This window comes from Thermorudis peleae (assembly GCF_000744775.1).
Lineage (GTDB): Bacteria > Chloroflexota > Chloroflexia > Thermomicrobiales > Thermomicrobiaceae > Thermorudis > Thermorudis peleae.
The window spans coordinates 88,383-103,384 of the sequence record NZ_JQMP01000001.1 but is presented as its reverse complement, the minus strand read 5'-3'; the positions used below and the strand labels follow the sequence as shown (position 1 = coordinate 103,384).

Here is a 15,002-nt window from a genome sequence, read left to right as displayed (position 1 = left end):
AGACTCCATGCGCGTGCTCTTACCGCACCTCATGGAATGCGAGCGTTGTGGCGCGGTGAACAGACTCGAGGCGCCGACGGCACCTTGACACCGCCGCGCGGTGTCCGTACACTGTAGTTAGTCGGATACGGCGAGCGCCCATCGGGGGCCGGACGATCCCCTCCCGCGCGAAGCTCGAGGGGGTGGGACGGAGGTTTGCCCCATGGGCGACCAGTTTCTGACCCCCAATCAGCGCCGCACCCTCGCGGCGCGCGAGGCGTACCGCCGGAAGTACGCAGCAACCCCCGAGCAGGCACGGGAGCACTTCGCGCAACTCGCCCGGAAGCGCGCAGGGCGGGTTGACCTCACCCCCCAAGAGGCGGAAGCACTCATCGCCGCCTACGACATCTTGCGCGGCGCCGCTGAGCGCGCGCGAAAGAAGCTCGCCGCAACACGCGACGAGCTGGCAGGCCGCCTCACCGAGCGCGAGGAGGGCCGCAATGACTGAACGCGTCGATGTGCGCCGCATCCTCAACGCGCTCACGTGCGACAAGGCGCATTGCCGGTGCCAGCGGAGTGCGCGCGACGGTCAAGGTCTCGTCCACTGCCCGTGTCACTCCGACGACCGTCCGAGTTTGAACGTCACGGTTGGCAATGACGGCACGATCTTGTTGCGGTGTCACGCCGGCTGCCCCAACCACGCGGTGATTCGCGCGTTGCAAGACCGCGATCTCTGGCCGCGCCGCGAACGCCGTGAGCGGCCGCCAGTGCGCGAGACGCGTTACGAACTGCGTGACCTCGACGGCACGCTGGTCGCGATCCACATTCGCCGCGACAAGCCCGGCGGCTCCAAGGAGTTGTTCTGGCAGCTGCCGGACGGCCGCTGGGAACTCAACGGCAAGCGCGTCGAGGAGCTGCCGCTGTACGGCGTGGAGAAGCTCGGCGACGCGCCTGAGGTGATCATCGTCGAAGGCGAGAAGGCCGCCGGCGCGCTGCTTCAGCTCGGGCTTTCGGCTGTTGGCACTGTCTGCGGCGCGAGTGTGACCCCGAGCGACGACGTCCTGCGGCCGCTTGCCAGCCGGCGCGTCTTCCTGTGGCCAGACAACGACGCCGCCGGCATGCGGCACATGCAGCGGATCGCCGAGCGACTGACAGCACTCGGCTGTGGCGACGTGCGCTGGGTTGATTGGCCGGACGCACCAGAGAAAGGCGATGCAGCCGATTTCGTGGCGCGCGGCGGCACGGCTGAGGACGTGCGGCGGCTCCTCGAGCGCGCGCGGCCATGGACGCCAGACGAGGCACCGGCGAGCGCCAACGCGGAACATGGCTCGGCTGCACACCATGTCAGCACGGAGCGTGACGAGCGGCGCTCGCAGGCCACCCGGGTGCTGGAACTCGTCGAGTCACGCGGCCTTGAACTCTGGCACACGCCTGACGATGAGCCATGGGCCACGATTCCGGTCGGCGAGGAGCGTGAGCACTGGCCACTCGCCTCGCGCGCCTTCCGCACCTGGCTGCAGCGTGCGTTCTATGAACGATACGGCGAGCTGGCACATCACCAGGCCGTTGCCGACGCGATTGACGCGCTGAGCGGCCGCGCGCTCTTCGACGGTGCGGAACATCCTGTCTTCGTCCGCATCGCTGAGCACGCGGGCGCGCTCTACCTTGATCTCGCGGACGAGCAGTGGCGCGCCGTCGAGATCACGGCTGACGGCTGGCGGGTGGTGACCAATCCGCCGGTGCGGTTCCGCCGCCCGCGCGGCTTGCAACCGTTGCCGGTGCCAGAACGGGGCGGCTCGCTCGCGCGGCTCTGGCGCTTCATCCGCGTGGCCCCCGAAGATCGGCCGCTCGTCGCGGGCTGGCTCGTGATGACCTTCCGGCCACGCGGGCCCTACCCCGTCCTGGCCCTGGGCGGCGAGCAGGGCGCCGGCAAGAGCACCACGGCCCGCGTGCTGCGGCGGCTCGTTGACCCCAACGACGCCGATCTGCGCGCTGAACCCCGCGAAGAACGGGATCTGTGGGTGGCGGCCGTGAACAGCTGGCTCCTTGCGCTCGACAACGTGTCGCGGCTGTCGAACTGGCTGTCGGACGCGCTCTGCCGGATTGCCACCGGCGCCGGCTTTGCGGCGCGCACCTTGTACGAGAACCGCGAGGAAACCATTCTCGCGGCGCAGCGGCCGGTGCTGCTTACCGCAATTGCCGACGTGATTGCGCAGCCGGACTTGCTCGACCGCGCCCTCGTGTTGACGCTGCCGCGCCTTGGCGACGAGGAACGGGAACCAGAGTCGGCGTTCTGGACGGCGTTCGAGGCCGAGCGGTCAGCCCTGCTCGGGGCCGTGCTCGACGGCGTGGTACAGGCACTCCAGCGCGAGCCGCAGGTGCACCTGACGGCGTACCCGCGCATGGCCGATTTTGCCCGTTGGGCGGTCGCTGCGCTTGGTGAGGAGCTGGGCGCGCAGTTTCTCGCGCGCTATTGCGAGAACCGGCGAGAAACGGGGACGACGGTGCTCGACGCCTCACCGCTTGCGGCCGCGATCCTGGCGATGCTCGAGACAGGTGGCGACTGGCGGGGCACCGCGCAGGAACTCCTCGATGACCTCGAGGCGCAGGCTGATGAGGAGACGCGCCGCAAGCGGGAGCGGATGCGGAGTTGGCCGAAGACGGCGCGCGGGCTGGCGGGTGAGGTGCGGCGACTTGCGCCGGCGCTGCGCCAGCACGGCGTTGCCGTCGAATTTGTGCGGGAGGGACACGACCGGCGACGGCTCATTGTGCTGGCGCGCGCAAAAGCTGGGGCACAACCGTCCGCATCGTCCGCATCGTCCGCGCACGCAGCAAACCCGCATCCCGACGCGGATCTTGCTGCGGACGGTGTGCGGACGGTTGCGGACGATTGCGAGCAATCGGTCTTTGGTAACCGTCCGCAGCGATTTGGGCGTGCTGATGGGGAATTTCCGGAGCTGCGGACGGTTGCGGACGGTGCGGACGGTCACTTCGCTGGCTTTCGCGCGGATGGTGCACCTGGAGAAGCCGCGCTTGCCGAGCAGGTGCGTGAGCGGTTGCGCTGGCTTGCTCCGGTCTATGCGAGCCGGTTGGCAGAAGCGGTGGGGGTGCCGTTCGCGCAACTCCAGCCAGTGCTGCAGGACCTCGTTGAGCGTGGGCAGCTGGCCGTGGCCCATGGCGAGGCGCGCGTGATGCAGCATTCGGTGTTGGTGTTGCCAGAACAGGCCGGGAGGCTGGTGCGCCAGCCACCGCGCACGCTCTGGCGGCAGCGGGAGGAGCGATAGCGATGACCGCCTTCCCCTTCGGCCGTCACCAGCTCGATGCTGCGGTCACCGAGAAGGCCTTCACCCAGCAGGTGATCGAGCTGGCGCGTCTGCTCGGCTGGACCGTCTACCATACGTGGCTCTCGGTGCGCTCACCGGCGGGCTTCCCGGATCTGGTGCTCGCCAAGCCAGGCCGGCCGTTGATCCTGGCCGAGCTCAAGAGCGAGCGCGGCCGGCTCTCACCGGCACAGGAACAGTGGCTCGCCGTGCTCCGACAGGTGCCGGGGATTTGCGTCGAGGTCTGGCGGCCGAGCGAATGGGACAGGATCGTCGCCGTCCTCCAAGGAGAGGGGTTGCTGTGACGGACGCACGCTTCGCCGAGCTCGTCGCGACCCAGCAACAAATCAACCATTTGTCGCGAGAACTCTTGTCACTCCGATCGGCGTTGTGCCGGCGGCAACCAACCGAGCAGGACCGCAGGACCGTGAGCACGCTCGAAATCAAACTCACGAAGCTCTATCACAGGAAACGCGCCCTGCTCGCAACGATCAACGCGCGCTCTCTGCTCCCCGATCCGGAGGCACTCTGGTCGGTCGAAGAGCGTGCGATTTGGACGCTCGCGCGGCGCGTCACGCCGAACAGTCACGGGAAAGGACAGCCCGCATGCAGTTGCCACTGAGAGAGGGTGAGCGCCTGAACATCCACGGCACGCGGTACTACCGCATCGATGGGAAGCTGTACCTCAGCGTCACGAGCGTGCTCGCCGTCGTGGCCAAGCCCGCGATCGCCCCGTGGGCGGCCCGGGTCGCGCTCGACGCTGTTGCCGCCTACCTGTCCGGTCGCGAGCCGATCACACAAGGGGAACTCGCGGCCGCACTGGCCTACGCACAGAGCGAACCAGAGCGGCTCCGCGACCGCGCGGCAGCGCGTGGTTCCGCGCGGCACGGCCGCATCGCGTCGCCGGCACGCGATCCGGTTGCCACCGCCGTGCTCGACACGTTCGGCCTCGAGCCACTGGCACACGAGTACCTCATCCTGTCCGACACGGACGGCTATGCCGGCACCTGTGACCTCGTGGCGAGGACGCCGGACGGGGCGCTCGCCGTACTCGACTGGAAGACCGGTGGGGTCTGGCCAGAGCACGCGCTCCAGCTCGGCGCCTACGCCAGGGCGGTCGAGGAGATGACCGGCGAGACGGTCGAGCATGGCGTAGTCGTCCAGCTCCGAGACGACACCTACCGTGCGTACCGCGTGGATCTCGAGCGCGCACGCTACGGGTTCCGTGCCGCGCTCGCTCTCTACCGCGCCCTCCACGCTGAGCAGCTCCTGCAGCCGCTGCCGTGCGCCGACGACGATCCGGTTGGCCAGGTGGACGCGCGCGGTCGCGGCCCGCCTGTCTCGCCCGAGAACCAGTGCCGTGCCACACGATGCGTCGAATGGAGGTGACCGATGGAACGCTATGCAGTCGTACCAGACAAGGACGTGCCGGTCTGGCTCCGGCGAACCGCGTGGCAGCTTTGCGACGACCTTGCCGAACTGCTTGGCCTCGCTGTCGTCGTCGAGTTCGTGCGCAAGACTCCGTCAGCGGGAGATTATGTCTCCCCTGTCCCACTCCGCGGTGGCGCAGACCCGACCCGGTCCACGATCGTCCTGCGAGCCGATCTCCCTTGGGACGCCGCGCAGATCGAGAACACGGTCTGTCACGAGTTCGGGCATCTGGCAATTGCCCGGCTCGGGTACCGGCAGAGCGAGCAGCGCGCTGACCTGCTCGGTGAGTATCTCGCGCGGCAGCTGTGGCGGTTCCGGCTCGCGAAGCTGCGTGCGCGCCGGAAGCGGCCGCTCGTGACGGTGGGACGGACGCAGGACAGCGGACGGCCACGCTCTGTGCCGGCGTGGGCGCAACACAGACCGACGATCGAGTTCCGGATGGTGAAAGGACGGTAGACCGATGGCGAAGCTCAAGCGTGCCGAGACCTTCGTATACGAAGACCTTCCTGAACTCATCGCCGTACGGCGCCGGCTGGGCGAGATCGAGAGCGAGATCTTCGCGGCCGGCGAGACACGGCACCGGCTCGTCGAGCAGCGCGATGCGCTCAGCCAGCGCACCACGGCACTCGAGGTGCGCCAACTCGCCGGTGAGGACGTCGCAGAGGAACTCGCCGCCGCCCGAGCCGAGCTCGAGCAGGCCGAGCGCACGCTCGCGGAGTTCCCGAGTCGGCTGGAGCGACTCAGTCAAGCGAAGCGCTACCTCGAAGAGGAGGCCCGACGACTCGAGAGGGAAAACCGCCGGCGGAAATGGGCAGCGCTGGCACCGCACTATGCTGAGGCCGTGCGTGAACTCGCCGACGCGCTCCAGCGCGCCAAAGAAGCGAATGACCGTCTCGTGCGCCTGCTCGCCGAGGTCGGCTGGGACGTCCCGACGGACTGGCCGCAGCACTGGCACGAGTTTGTCACCGAGCGTGGTCACGGGTACATCAACCCGTCAAAGCTCGACCGCTGGCTGCAGGAGCTCGAAGAATTCCTTGCGAAGTGGACGTAATCTTGGCGGGGCGGCTCGATGTGGCCGCTCCGCTTTCTGTTAGGAACGGGGGGATTGTGAGACCGTCGGACGTCGAGGCGCTGCTTGAACGATATGAGGAACTCGACGCACGTGGCCGTTCACTCGACCGGCCAGTGCGCCGGCGGGGACGCGGCAGCCGGTTCGAGCCGCTCGCCTTGCGTGCTGCCGTACAGCGTGCTGACATCGATCGCGCACTCGCCGCACTGCGCCAGTACGACCAGGCGCTCTACGAGACCGTGGCGCTCGTCCACCTGTTCCCGTGGGCGACTGAGTATGCTGATCGTCGATGGCGGTTGCGCCACAGTCTCACGACACGGCGGCAGCTCGCCGCGATGGATCTCGGTTGCTCGTACGGGACGGTTTACCATCGGTGCCATCAGGCCTACCGCTTTCTCGCTCCGCTTCTCTCGTCCGACTCGCCACTCTCTGATCACCACTCGAGTGGTGCGTGATCGTTGGGATAACGTGGCGCTGTCTCGAGCACGCTGCTTGCTGACTGCTCGTATCTCCTGGACGGCGGCCATAGACGGGGAAGGGGGATAGGGGGTCGAAATCTTCACGGCTGGCCGTCTGAGACCCGCGCCCCCACCTCGGAAATTTTCCGTTCAAAATTGGCAATTTTTTGGGAAAACCGATTTTTTCGACGAAAACCTTTTGCTGGGGGCTAGTGAGGCTTGTTTGGCGATGGGGAAGCCGTGGGTGGGGTGAGAGTTCCCCCGCCAGCACCCGCGCATGCAGGTCAGGCCGCGCACGGCGAAGCCGTCGCAGCGCATAGGCGGCGGCGGTGCCGTTTGATCGCGTGTGTCGGCTCCGGCTCGCGCTCAACGTCACCCGGCGTCAGCTGACCACCGATGAGCAACGCGACCTTGTCCGCCGGCTGCGGCGCGAGTTCGGGTGGAGCTACCCCATGATCGAACGCGCGATGGGGATCGACCAATGGACAATCGCTCGCTGGTGTGAGGAGGAACAGCAGTGTTCAGGTGTCTCAAATGAGACACCTGAACACGCCACCCCGCCACCGAAGGTGCTCGGTCTCGACGGCAAGCGCTACCCGGCCGAGCGACGTGACGAGGACGAGCGTGCGACGCTGGTCGAGCGCGCGACGGGGATTGATGAAGTCACCGCCATGCGCTGGTGTGGTGACAACAAAGCCATGTGTCCAGGTTCTTCACATGAAGAACCTGGGCACGCCACTACCGCACCGCCAGCGAAGACACTCGGGGGTTACCGTTCAGTCTCGGCATGCGCGGCAGCGGTGTCCAACACGGGCTCCGCGCGTGGAACGAGCTCCTCATCAAAGGTGAGGGGGACCGGATCAAGGACGCGCCCGGCCCGCAAGGCTGACAGCGACAGCCGTGCGGCCTTTGCGGGGTGACAGAGGCTGGAGGCACCAGCAGCGAGGGCGGCGGCCTCGAGGCAGCTGCGGGCGGTTGTCAGCCAGAGGCTGGTGTTGGCATCGCCGGCCTTGAGCTCGGCTGCCCGCAAGGCCATGGCCAAGCAGAATGCGTCCTCTGGGGCGAGACACAACGTGATCAGGCGGTCGCGGATCTCGACCACGTCCATCGCTGGTTTCTCCCTTCAGCCCTCACGCCAGGCTACCACGTGCTCGGTCGAGTGCCTGTGCAAGTGCACGAAGCGGCGCAGCCTCATCTTCCGTGAGCGCATGCCGCTCCTGGAACAGCTCCAGCGCAACCCGGGCCATGCGACCGGTTGGGTCGTCCTCGGCGGCCAGGTGAGCGGCGAAAAACACGGTGACATCGTCGTAGCCGCGCCAGGCGTAGTACGTCGCAACATCCATGAGCAGCCGCTTTCGTTCACGCACGTCCATGGTTCCCACTCCGTTTCAGACCGACCGCCAGGACACGTCCCCAGCGGCTTCGGTGTCTTCCGACCAACTCGGCGGGGTATGAGTTGCGGCGAAATGCTGGTGGAGAGCGGATCATGATCGGTTCCGATCAGTTTGTTTCTGTCATTCTCTTCCTGTATCATATCATTTGTGTATGTTTTTGTCAACGCATCTCTGGCGGTCTCTCGTCGTGCTATGATCGGAGCGATGGTGATGATGACAGTCATTGAGAGGCGAGCAGTGGAAGAGCGACTCATCACCGTCAAGCAAGCAGCGGCGATGCTACAGCTCAAGCCGGCGACAATCCGCACCTGGATCCGGCAAGGGAAGATCCGCGCCGTCTATCTCGGCTCGGACGCTGCTGGCTACCGTATCCCGCTGTCGGAGATCGAGCGGTTTCTCAAGCAGGGTGAAACACGAGACGGACAGCAGTGAAGGACAACGCCCCGCGCCGTGCGTGCGAGGCAACGCGGGGCGTCAAAAGGTAAAGGAGGTTTCAATGACTAGTCTATCACTTCATTCCCCTGTGGTGTGCGCTACCTACGAGCGCGTTTCCCGGCAGTTCCAGGCCCAGCGCGGATTCTCCCTCTACGCACAAGCGCAGAGCCTCGAAGAGTACGCGGCGCAGCACGGGTGGCTCTTGCCCGATGATCTGCGCTTTCGTGACGGCGCCGACGCCGATGCCTCTGGCGCTGACTGGAATCTTCCCGGGTTGCAAGCGATGCTCGAAGCTGCCCGCCAGCGGCGCTTCCAGGTGCTCCTCGTCTGGGATCTCGACCGCTTTGCGCGCTCGCTCACTAAGGCGCTCGTGCTCGAAGAGCAACTCAAGCGGTACGGTGTCCGTGTCCATTACGTGCGGGTGCCTGTCGACGACACGCCGGAAGGACGGCTCCTCAAGCACCAGCTCTTCAGCTTCGCCGAGTACGAGCGGGAGAAGATCCGATTGCGGTCGGTCATGGGCCAGCGCGCGAAGGCCGAGCGTGGCGGCATCCTCTCCGGCGGACGCCCGGCATACGGCTACCGCTACATTCCGGGCGAATCACGCTACGAGATCGAGCCGCAGGAAGCAGCCGTGGTCGAGCGCATCTTCCGGTTGATTGGGATTGAGCGCCGCTCGACCCATGCCGTTGCGCGTCTCCTCACCGAGGAGGGTGTCCCGACGCCCAGTCAACGGCGGCAGTTGAACTACACAACCTTTGCGGTGAACGGCGTCTGGCACGATACGACGATCCGGCAGATGATCCGCAACCCCCTCTATAAGGGGCAGTGGGTGTTCGGCCGGACGAAACGGGTGAAAACCGAAGCGGAGACGATCACGACGCGGCCAGTCGCCCCCGAGCACTGGATCGTTGCCCCCGCTCCCGCAATCGTGACGCCCGAGCTCTGGCAGATCGCGAACGAGGCGCTGGATATGGGCAAGGCACGCGCTCAACGCAACAGCAAACGGTTCGACTACCTGCTTCGCGGGCTGATCACCTGCGCCTGCGGGCGCATTCTCGTCGGCTCCTTCAACCAGAGCCACAAGCGGTACTACCGGTGCCCAACACGCTCCGGTTCCGCGTGGTTCGACACCTGCCCCGTTGCCCCGTGGTACCCCGCTGACTGGCTGGAAGAAGCCGTGTGGCAGGCCGTTACTGCGCCGCTCCACGATCGTGACCTGTTGCGTGCGGCGATTGCCGACCAACGTGCCCGCGTCGCTGCCGAGCGGGAACGAATCACCGATCGGCTCCAGGCCGTCGAGGCGGCACTCGCGGACGTGCAGCGGCGGCTGAGCCAGCTCCTTGATCAGGCCTTGGACGGCTTCCCTGCCGAGGTGATTGCGGCCAAACGGAGAGAACTCGGCCACCAGTATCAGGCGCTGACGACCGAGCGCGAACGACTGCTCGGGGAACTGGGGACACTCGACGTCCCAGACGAGGAGACACTCATCGAGGCCCTGACGCACGACGTCGCCCTTGGCGTGAACGCGGCGACGCCGGATGAGCGGCGCGCACTCCTGGAACTATTGCGAGTGCGGGTAACGGTGCTGGACAACGAGCGGGTGCAGCTCGACTGGCTGCTGAGCAGCACTGTGCTCACTTCCCTTGCGCAAAGTGGACGTCACCGGTGGAGAAGAGAGCGCCCTCGACCCAGACGGGGAAAAAGACGCTCGCGCCTGGAGTCAGCTGCTTAATATCGAGATTGCCAGCATTCTCCCGTGGCGCGATCGTCCGCAGCCCCTCCGTCGCAACTGATCCGCTCGCCGGTACAGCATCCGTTGGATCCGGCAGGAGCGCAAAGCCGCCGCGTTGTGCGAGCTCAGCTTCGCGGGCCGTGATGCGCTCCCGCAACTCGCGCGATGGCGCAACTCCCATAATTCCAGGAAACGGTGCCCGTCGAATGCGTACCCCAGGCAACTGCGGCGACTCAGCGTAGTCACCAACAAGGTGCCAGTGGACAATGTAGGGGTCGGGGAAGACATCCCGCAAGAACCCGAATCCCGGCACTTCGACAGTATAGCCCCAGTGTTGCCAAGGATCGCACTCGATCGCCAAGAGCTTGACCTCAAGAAGATCGCCCGGCTGTGCCCCTTTGACATAAATCGGCCCAGTGAGAGGGTGGACGGGTCCAAGCCGCAGTTGACCAACGTCGGCGTCCGTTGATTGGGGCGTGAGCTGGGCATCGAACGCATCGCGCGTTTCGATGGCGACTGGAACACCAGGCTCGACCTCAAGTACTGGCGTCAGGGCTTCATGCCAGCGGTTATGACCAGTGTGTGGCTCAGCCGCCAGCGGCTTCAATGGATCAATGTGCACCCGCTGCTCCTGCACGACCATCCTGCCTCCACCTTTCTTGTTCCTCGCGATGCCGCTCACGCCGATTCTAGTAGTCCTGTGCAGGCAAGACAATCCCAGTGGTTCTCAGAGAATTCTCAGGATTGTTCCGTATACTGAGGTAGCAATACGATATTGCGACGTCACGGTGGAGGCCATTGCAGCTATGCGCATCCTCGTCGTCGAAGACGATCCTCGAGTTGCTCGGCTCGTCTCACGCGCATTGACAGAGGCAGGCCATCAGGTCGAACTCGCCGACGATGGACTCGCTGGACTCCAGCGCGCTGAAACTGGCCTGTTCGACGTCATTGTGCTCGATATCATGCTGCCGAAGCTTGATGGGCTATCCGTTAGTCGCCAGTTGCGTCGTCAGCGCGTGCGTACACCAATCCTTATGCTCACGGCGCGCGACGCTGTGGCCGACCGAGTCGAGGGGCTAGACGCTGGTGCCGACGATTATCTAGTTAAACCATTCGCACTCGAAGAATTGCTTGCCCGCATCCGGGCCCTCGGCCGCCGTTTCGCTGACCAATCCGAGTCTGACACGCTGGTTGTCGGCGACTTGGCTATCGATCTCGACCGGCATGAAGTACGACGGGGAGAACGTACCATTGAGCTGACACCACGAGAGTTCGAACTGCTCGTTTACCTGGCACGTCATCAACAGCGCGTGCTGACGAAGGAGCAAATTCTTGAGCATATTTGGGGCTACGACAGTAGTGCCACAACCAACGTCGTCGAAACCTACATTCACTATCTACGGGAGAAAATTGATCGTGGCTCAACTCGGCCATTGATTCGTACGATTCGTGGCGTTGGCTACTCGTTGCGCCCATAATGCATTGTATGAAGGAGCACACCTTGTTCCGTCGCATTCGCTGGCATCTGGTTGGATGGAACATCCTTGTCCTCACGCTGATCCTAGGATTTGTTGGCGCCGGCGTCTATGTGCTGACCGCGCACCAGCTCATGGCCCAGGTCGACCACGACCTCGTTACCCAGAGCATGACGCTACACGACCCTGGGCATCGTGAACACGATGATGTGGGCAGCGAGTCGCATGGCCTGAACAGTGGCTTTTTTCTGTTGATCATTGGGCCTAATGGCAGTGTGTTGGCAAATCCGCAGGGGATTGAACTTACTCGTGTGCCGCAAACGCTCTCTCCACCACAGTTCCTTACTATGACGGTGAACAATCAGCCTGTTCGCCTATTCATTTCACCGCAACCTCCCGGAAACAGCGAACAGGGCCTGTTGCTTGTCGTCGGCAAAAGCCTTACGCCTGTGCAACAAGCGCTCCATCGCCTGCTCATCGGCCTATTGCTTGGCGGGGCCGGCGGCCTCGGACTGTCTTTCATTGGTGCGTGGTTTTTGGCTGGTCGCGCGCTGATCCCGATTGAACAAGCCTTTCGCCGCCAGCTCGAGTTTGTTGCTGATGCTTCGCACGAACTGCGGACCCCGCTCACTGTCCTACGTGCCACGGCCGATCTTCTTGACCAGCATCGTCAGGAGCCTCTTTCAGCAAATCTCCAACTCTGGGAAGACTTCCGCCACGATCTCGCTCGACTCGAACGCTTAGCCAACGATCTGCTCCTCCTGGCTCGGGCTGATCTCAACGAACTTGACCTTGCGGTCGCGCCAGTCGACCTCGCGCTCATTACCGAGGACGTTATTCGCCGCGTTACCCCATTGGCAATCCAGCATGGCCTCCAGCTGCAATTTCAGCCGTCCGATGAGCACCTCGAAGTTGAAGTTGATCCAGACCGCTATCAGCAGTTGCTGCTCATCCTGCTCGATAACGCGCTCAAATATACGCCGCCGCCTGGTACTATTACGGTCACACTCCAGCGTCATGGTCGTATGGCCCAAATCCGCGTACGTGACACCGGTGAAGGTATTGCTCCCGAGCACCTACCTCGGCTCTTTGATCGGTTTTATCGCGTCGACCGGGCTCGCACGCGCCAACAGGGCGGCGCCGGCTTGGGACTTGCCATCGCCTGGTCGATCGTGCACGCGCATCGCGGGACGATCCGGCTCGAGAGCACACTCGGCCAGGGCACGACGGCAATCGTTGAACTACCACTCACGTCTTCGGCAGTGTCCAGCCATGCCTTTGGTCGAGTCAAGGCACGGGCCGGGAATCAAGCCCAACAGGCCTAACCCTCTGCAAGCCAATCTTGCGCCCTTGGCAACGTGAATGTGCTGAACTCCTGGTGACACACCTGCTTTCCATACAATGGGCGATGCCCCCTGCCAAGAGAGCATCGCCTACGGAATATCTTCAGCGCTTGCTTATAACGACGGCACTTCCCGTCAGTCAGCGGCTCGTCACGCGGCTGGTGGCAAACGAGAGCCGCGGCCATGGCAGCAGCCGCCAGATCGTTGCACCGAGCACAGCGATGGCTGAAGCGACATAGATCACCGTCATCCAGCGCGTGCCAGTATCCGTGCCCGTGCCGAGGCCATGGGCAAGGGAAGCAAGGAAGACGGGATAGGAAAGAGCATGAAGCACGTGCCACGCCCGATACCCAATGTGCTCACGCACCCAGACGCTTGCACCGATTGCAAGCGCAAGTTCAGCGCCAAGAATCCCAAGCCCCAACCAGAACGTCCGGTAGTTGCTAGCAAACGGCACCAGCACGTCAGTGAGCGAGAAGTGAACATAGGGATCAATGGCCACAGTCAGGATATGAATGCCGAGAAAGCAATAGAACACTAGGGTGGCCCAGCGATGCATCTCGTGGACAACGAAGCGTGGCCAACTTGGGCGATGCCAGCGCCGGCTCAGCGCAATGCCAAGGACGACCGACAGCGTCAGCAACAGGTATGCGACAACCCCACTCCCACGAGCAACGTACCAGAGCACAGGACTATTCATCGGATGTCTCCTTTCTGTTCGGGCCAGGGGCCAACGGTGATGACCGAGCCGTCTTTGGCTGCAAAGCGCCCAGCTAACCCGAGGTCCTCTAGCCACGCTGGGCCTTCCTCGCCTTTCAGCCAGGCCACTTTGGCAGCGACCTCTGCGACGGCACAGCTGCGCGCCGCCACGGTGACAATCCGCCAGGGGCTCACTCCCGGCAACCCTGTACGGGGATCGATGAGGTGATGCAGGCGTTCGCCGTTCCTCGTCCACTGCCGCCGACCCAGCCCCGACGTTGCGAGTGCGCCCTCGAACACTACGACGTGCGCCTCCGGCGGCGACGACACATCGACAGCAATATCACAGAGCCAACCACCCGGCGGCGTTGGTCCACGGACAGCAAGGTCACCGCCAGCGTTCAGCAGTACGCCAACGTCGTTCACGGGCAATGTTCGCAGCGCGTAGTCGACCGCAAATCCTTTGCCGATTCCACCGAAATCGAGACGCACACCTCTGGGGATGCAAACCCAGCCAAGCGCGCGATTGTAGCGAATGCGCAGCCACTGACCAGCTGGCAGTGCGGGCCGGTTTGGTCCCGGCCCCACTGCCTCAAGCTGCTCAATACTCCGGTCATAACCAGCCGCTTCAAGGGCGTCGCGAATTGTCGGGTCAAACCATCCCTCCGTATCACGCGCTGCTCGAAGCGCAAGTTCCAGTGCCTCTAAGAACAACGGCGAGGCTGGCTGGGGAAGGTCAACGATGCGTTCCAGCCGGGCGAGTTCGCTATCAGGACGGAAACGGCTGAGGGTACGGTCAATGACGTCAATACATTGCCGGACATGCTGCACGATTGGCCAAAGTTGCACTGGATCGGTAACCAGGACGGTTACCTCAGTGCCAAGCGCCGGAAACGCCGCTCCGTTGAGGGCAATACGTACGGTATCGGTGCTAGGCATGGCACGCATCGCGTCTTTATGTTGCACAGTGCGCCCCCTACGAGGATCGGCTCGTCGAACGATTCGAGAAGAACGACGGACCAGATGAGCCAGATGAGGAGAAGAACCATGCGCCATTGCCTGTCGTGCTCTGGCTCCAGCGTGGATGCTCGTCGTCTGATTCCTGCTCATTCTCTGATTCATGGGACCTCTTCGTGGCCACACCTGGTGCCGTTGTCTGACCGGCGAAGAAATGCCTGCTTGCCGATCGACTCTCTGTCGTCGTGACAATCGATGCCGGCGTTGTCGGCCCATTTGTCTCGGTATGGTGCGCGGCCGCAGCAGTGAATACGACTGTTCCGACAAGGCTCCCAGCAATCAGCCAGGAACGGAGTGTGCGAATGCGTGCCGCAAGCGCACGACGCTGTTGATCACCGGCATTCCAGAACGGCGACACCGGTGGGGTTGCCATTGGCTCACGCATGGCTTCCCTCCTTGATTTGCGTGTTCATGACTGGTTGGTCGATGTCTTCGGGGTCGGGCACTTCTTCAATGAGGATGGCCCGGCGCGGGCAGCATGCAGCAACCTGACGTACAAGCGCGGCTGCTTCAACATCCACTTCAGCTGCTTTCAGCCAGGCATATCCCCATTCATCGAGGTCGAAGAGTTCTGGACAAAGCTCGGCACAAAAGCCGAACGCCGTGCATCGAATCGGGTCAATGCGCAGACGGAGCCGCTTCGTCAT

At 64.0% G+C, this 15,002-nt stretch carries 19 protein-coding genes; 12 read left to right on the top strand and 7 right to left on the bottom strand.

The genetic code is table 11. The annotated features are described in order from the left end of the window. Window positions 1-202 precede the first annotated feature (202 nt). Genes N675_RS00485 through N675_RS00450 form a run of 8 tightly spaced genes read left to right on the top strand, consistent with a single transcriptional unit; the run spans window position 203 to window position 6,254 of the window. On the top strand, window positions 203-487 hold the full coding sequence (locus N675_RS00485) for a hypothetical protein (RefSeq protein ID WP_038037336.1): 285 nt from the start codon (window positions 203-205) through the stop codon (window positions 485-487). Beyond that, entirely contained in the window at window positions 480-3,263 is a 2,784-nt protein-coding gene (locus N675_RS13320) for a toprim domain-containing protein (RefSeq protein WP_051913689.1), read from the top strand. Before N675_RS00485 ends, N675_RS13320 begins: the two co-directional genes overlap by 8 nt. Before the next feature lie 2 nt (window positions 3,264-3,265). Continuing rightward, window positions 3,266-3,604, top strand: coding sequence for a VRR-NUC domain-containing protein (locus N675_RS00475; RefSeq protein WP_038037334.1), 339 nt, complete (start codon window positions 3,266-3,268; stop codon window positions 3,602-3,604). Further along, on the top strand, window positions 3,601-3,921 hold the full coding sequence (locus tag N675_RS00470) for a hypothetical protein (protein ID WP_038037332.1): 321 nt from the start codon (window positions 3,601-3,603) through the stop codon (window positions 3,919-3,921). Before N675_RS00475 ends, N675_RS00470 begins: the two co-directional genes overlap by 4 nt. Beyond that, window positions 3,906-4,688, top strand: a complete 783-nt coding sequence (locus tag N675_RS13315) for a CRISPR-associated protein Cas4 (RefSeq protein ID WP_051913687.1) — start codon at window positions 3,906-3,908, stop codon at window positions 4,686-4,688. Before N675_RS00470 ends, N675_RS13315 begins: the two co-directional genes overlap by 16 nt. A 3-nt stretch (window positions 4,689-4,691) precedes the next feature. Continuing rightward, entirely contained in the window at window positions 4,692-5,186 is a 495-nt protein-coding gene (locus N675_RS00460; RefSeq protein ID WP_038037329.1) for a hypothetical protein, read from the top strand. A 4-nt stretch (window positions 5,187-5,190) separates the two neighbouring features. Beyond that, window positions 5,191-5,781, top strand: coding sequence for a hypothetical protein (locus tag N675_RS00455; RefSeq protein ID WP_038037326.1), 591 nt, complete (start codon window positions 5,191-5,193; stop codon window positions 5,779-5,781). A gap of 56 nt (window positions 5,782-5,837) precedes the next feature. Beyond that, window positions 5,838-6,254: a hypothetical protein gene (locus N675_RS00450; RefSeq protein WP_156100755.1), complete on the top strand. Its 417-nt coding sequence runs from the start codon at window positions 5,838-5,840 to the stop codon at window positions 6,252-6,254. A gap of 772 nt (window positions 6,255-7,026) precedes the next feature. Here N675_RS00450 and N675_RS00445 read toward each other — a convergent pair. Together N675_RS00445 and N675_RS00440 are read right to left on the bottom strand one after the other, a co-directional pair. Further along, on the bottom strand, window positions 7,027-7,365 hold the full coding sequence (locus tag N675_RS00445; RefSeq protein ID WP_038037324.1) for a hypothetical protein: 339 nt from the start codon (window positions 7,363-7,365) through the stop codon (window positions 7,027-7,029). A 22-nt stretch (window positions 7,366-7,387) separates the two neighbouring features. Next, a complete protein-coding gene (locus N675_RS00440) occupies window positions 7,388-7,630 on the bottom strand; it encodes a hypothetical protein (protein WP_038037322.1) in 243 nt (80 codons plus the stop codon). Window positions 7,631-7,861: 231 nt separating this feature from the next. Between N675_RS00440 and N675_RS00435 the strand changes: the two genes are divergently transcribed. Both N675_RS00435 and N675_RS00430 read left to right on the top strand, forming a co-directional pair. Further along, entirely contained in the window at window positions 7,862-8,083 is a 222-nt protein-coding gene (locus N675_RS00435; RefSeq protein WP_038037321.1) for a helix-turn-helix domain-containing protein, read from the top strand. 64 nt (window positions 8,084-8,147) lie between these two features. Beyond that, window positions 8,148-9,821, top strand: coding sequence for a recombinase family protein (locus tag N675_RS00430; RefSeq protein WP_081886719.1), 1,674 nt, complete (start codon window positions 8,148-8,150; stop codon window positions 9,819-9,821). Here the strand turns inward: N675_RS00430 and N675_RS00425 are convergent. Beyond that, window positions 9,724-10,464, bottom strand: a complete 741-nt coding sequence (locus N675_RS00425; protein ID WP_081886718.1) for an acetamidase/formamidase family protein — start codon at window positions 10,462-10,464, stop codon at window positions 9,724-9,726. The two genes, N675_RS00430 and N675_RS00425, sit on opposite strands and share 98 nt — an antisense overlap. Before the next feature lie 163 nt (window positions 10,465-10,627). On the opposite strand from N675_RS00425, the gene N675_RS00420 reads away from it, so the two are divergent. Both N675_RS00420 and N675_RS00415 read left to right on the top strand, forming a co-directional pair. Next, window positions 10,628-11,299 (top strand): response regulator transcription factor, encoded by a 672-nt coding sequence (locus N675_RS00420; protein ID WP_038037316.1) that lies wholly within the window; start codon window positions 10,628-10,630, stop codon window positions 11,297-11,299. A gap of 23 nt (window positions 11,300-11,322) precedes the next feature. Continuing rightward, entirely contained in the window at window positions 11,323-12,621 is a 1,299-nt protein-coding gene (locus tag N675_RS00415) for a sensor histidine kinase (protein WP_051913685.1), read from the top strand. A gap of 157 nt (window positions 12,622-12,778) precedes the next feature. On the opposite strand, the gene N675_RS00410 is transcribed toward N675_RS00415, so the two are convergent. From N675_RS00410 to N675_RS00395, 4 genes are read right to left on the bottom strand one after another with little or no spacing between them, the layout of a single operon-like run. Next, a complete protein-coding gene (locus N675_RS00410; RefSeq protein WP_051913683.1) occupies window positions 12,779-13,339 on the bottom strand; it encodes a ferric reductase-like transmembrane domain-containing protein in 561 nt (186 codons plus the stop codon). After that, window positions 13,336-14,304, bottom strand: a complete 969-nt coding sequence (locus tag N675_RS00405) for an FAD:protein FMN transferase (RefSeq protein WP_051913682.1) — start codon at window positions 14,302-14,304, stop codon at window positions 13,336-13,338. The genes N675_RS00410 and N675_RS00405 overlap by 4 nt, the downstream gene beginning before the upstream one ends. A 10-nt stretch (window positions 14,305-14,314) precedes the next feature. Continuing rightward, a complete protein-coding gene (locus N675_RS14390; RefSeq protein ID WP_038037314.1) occupies window positions 14,315-14,740 on the bottom strand; it encodes a hypothetical protein in 426 nt (141 codons plus the stop codon). Next, window positions 14,733-15,002, bottom strand: coding sequence for a ferredoxin (locus N675_RS00395; protein WP_051913681.1), 270 nt, complete (start codon window positions 15,000-15,002; stop codon window positions 14,733-14,735). The genes N675_RS14390 and N675_RS00395 overlap by 8 nt, the downstream gene beginning before the upstream one ends.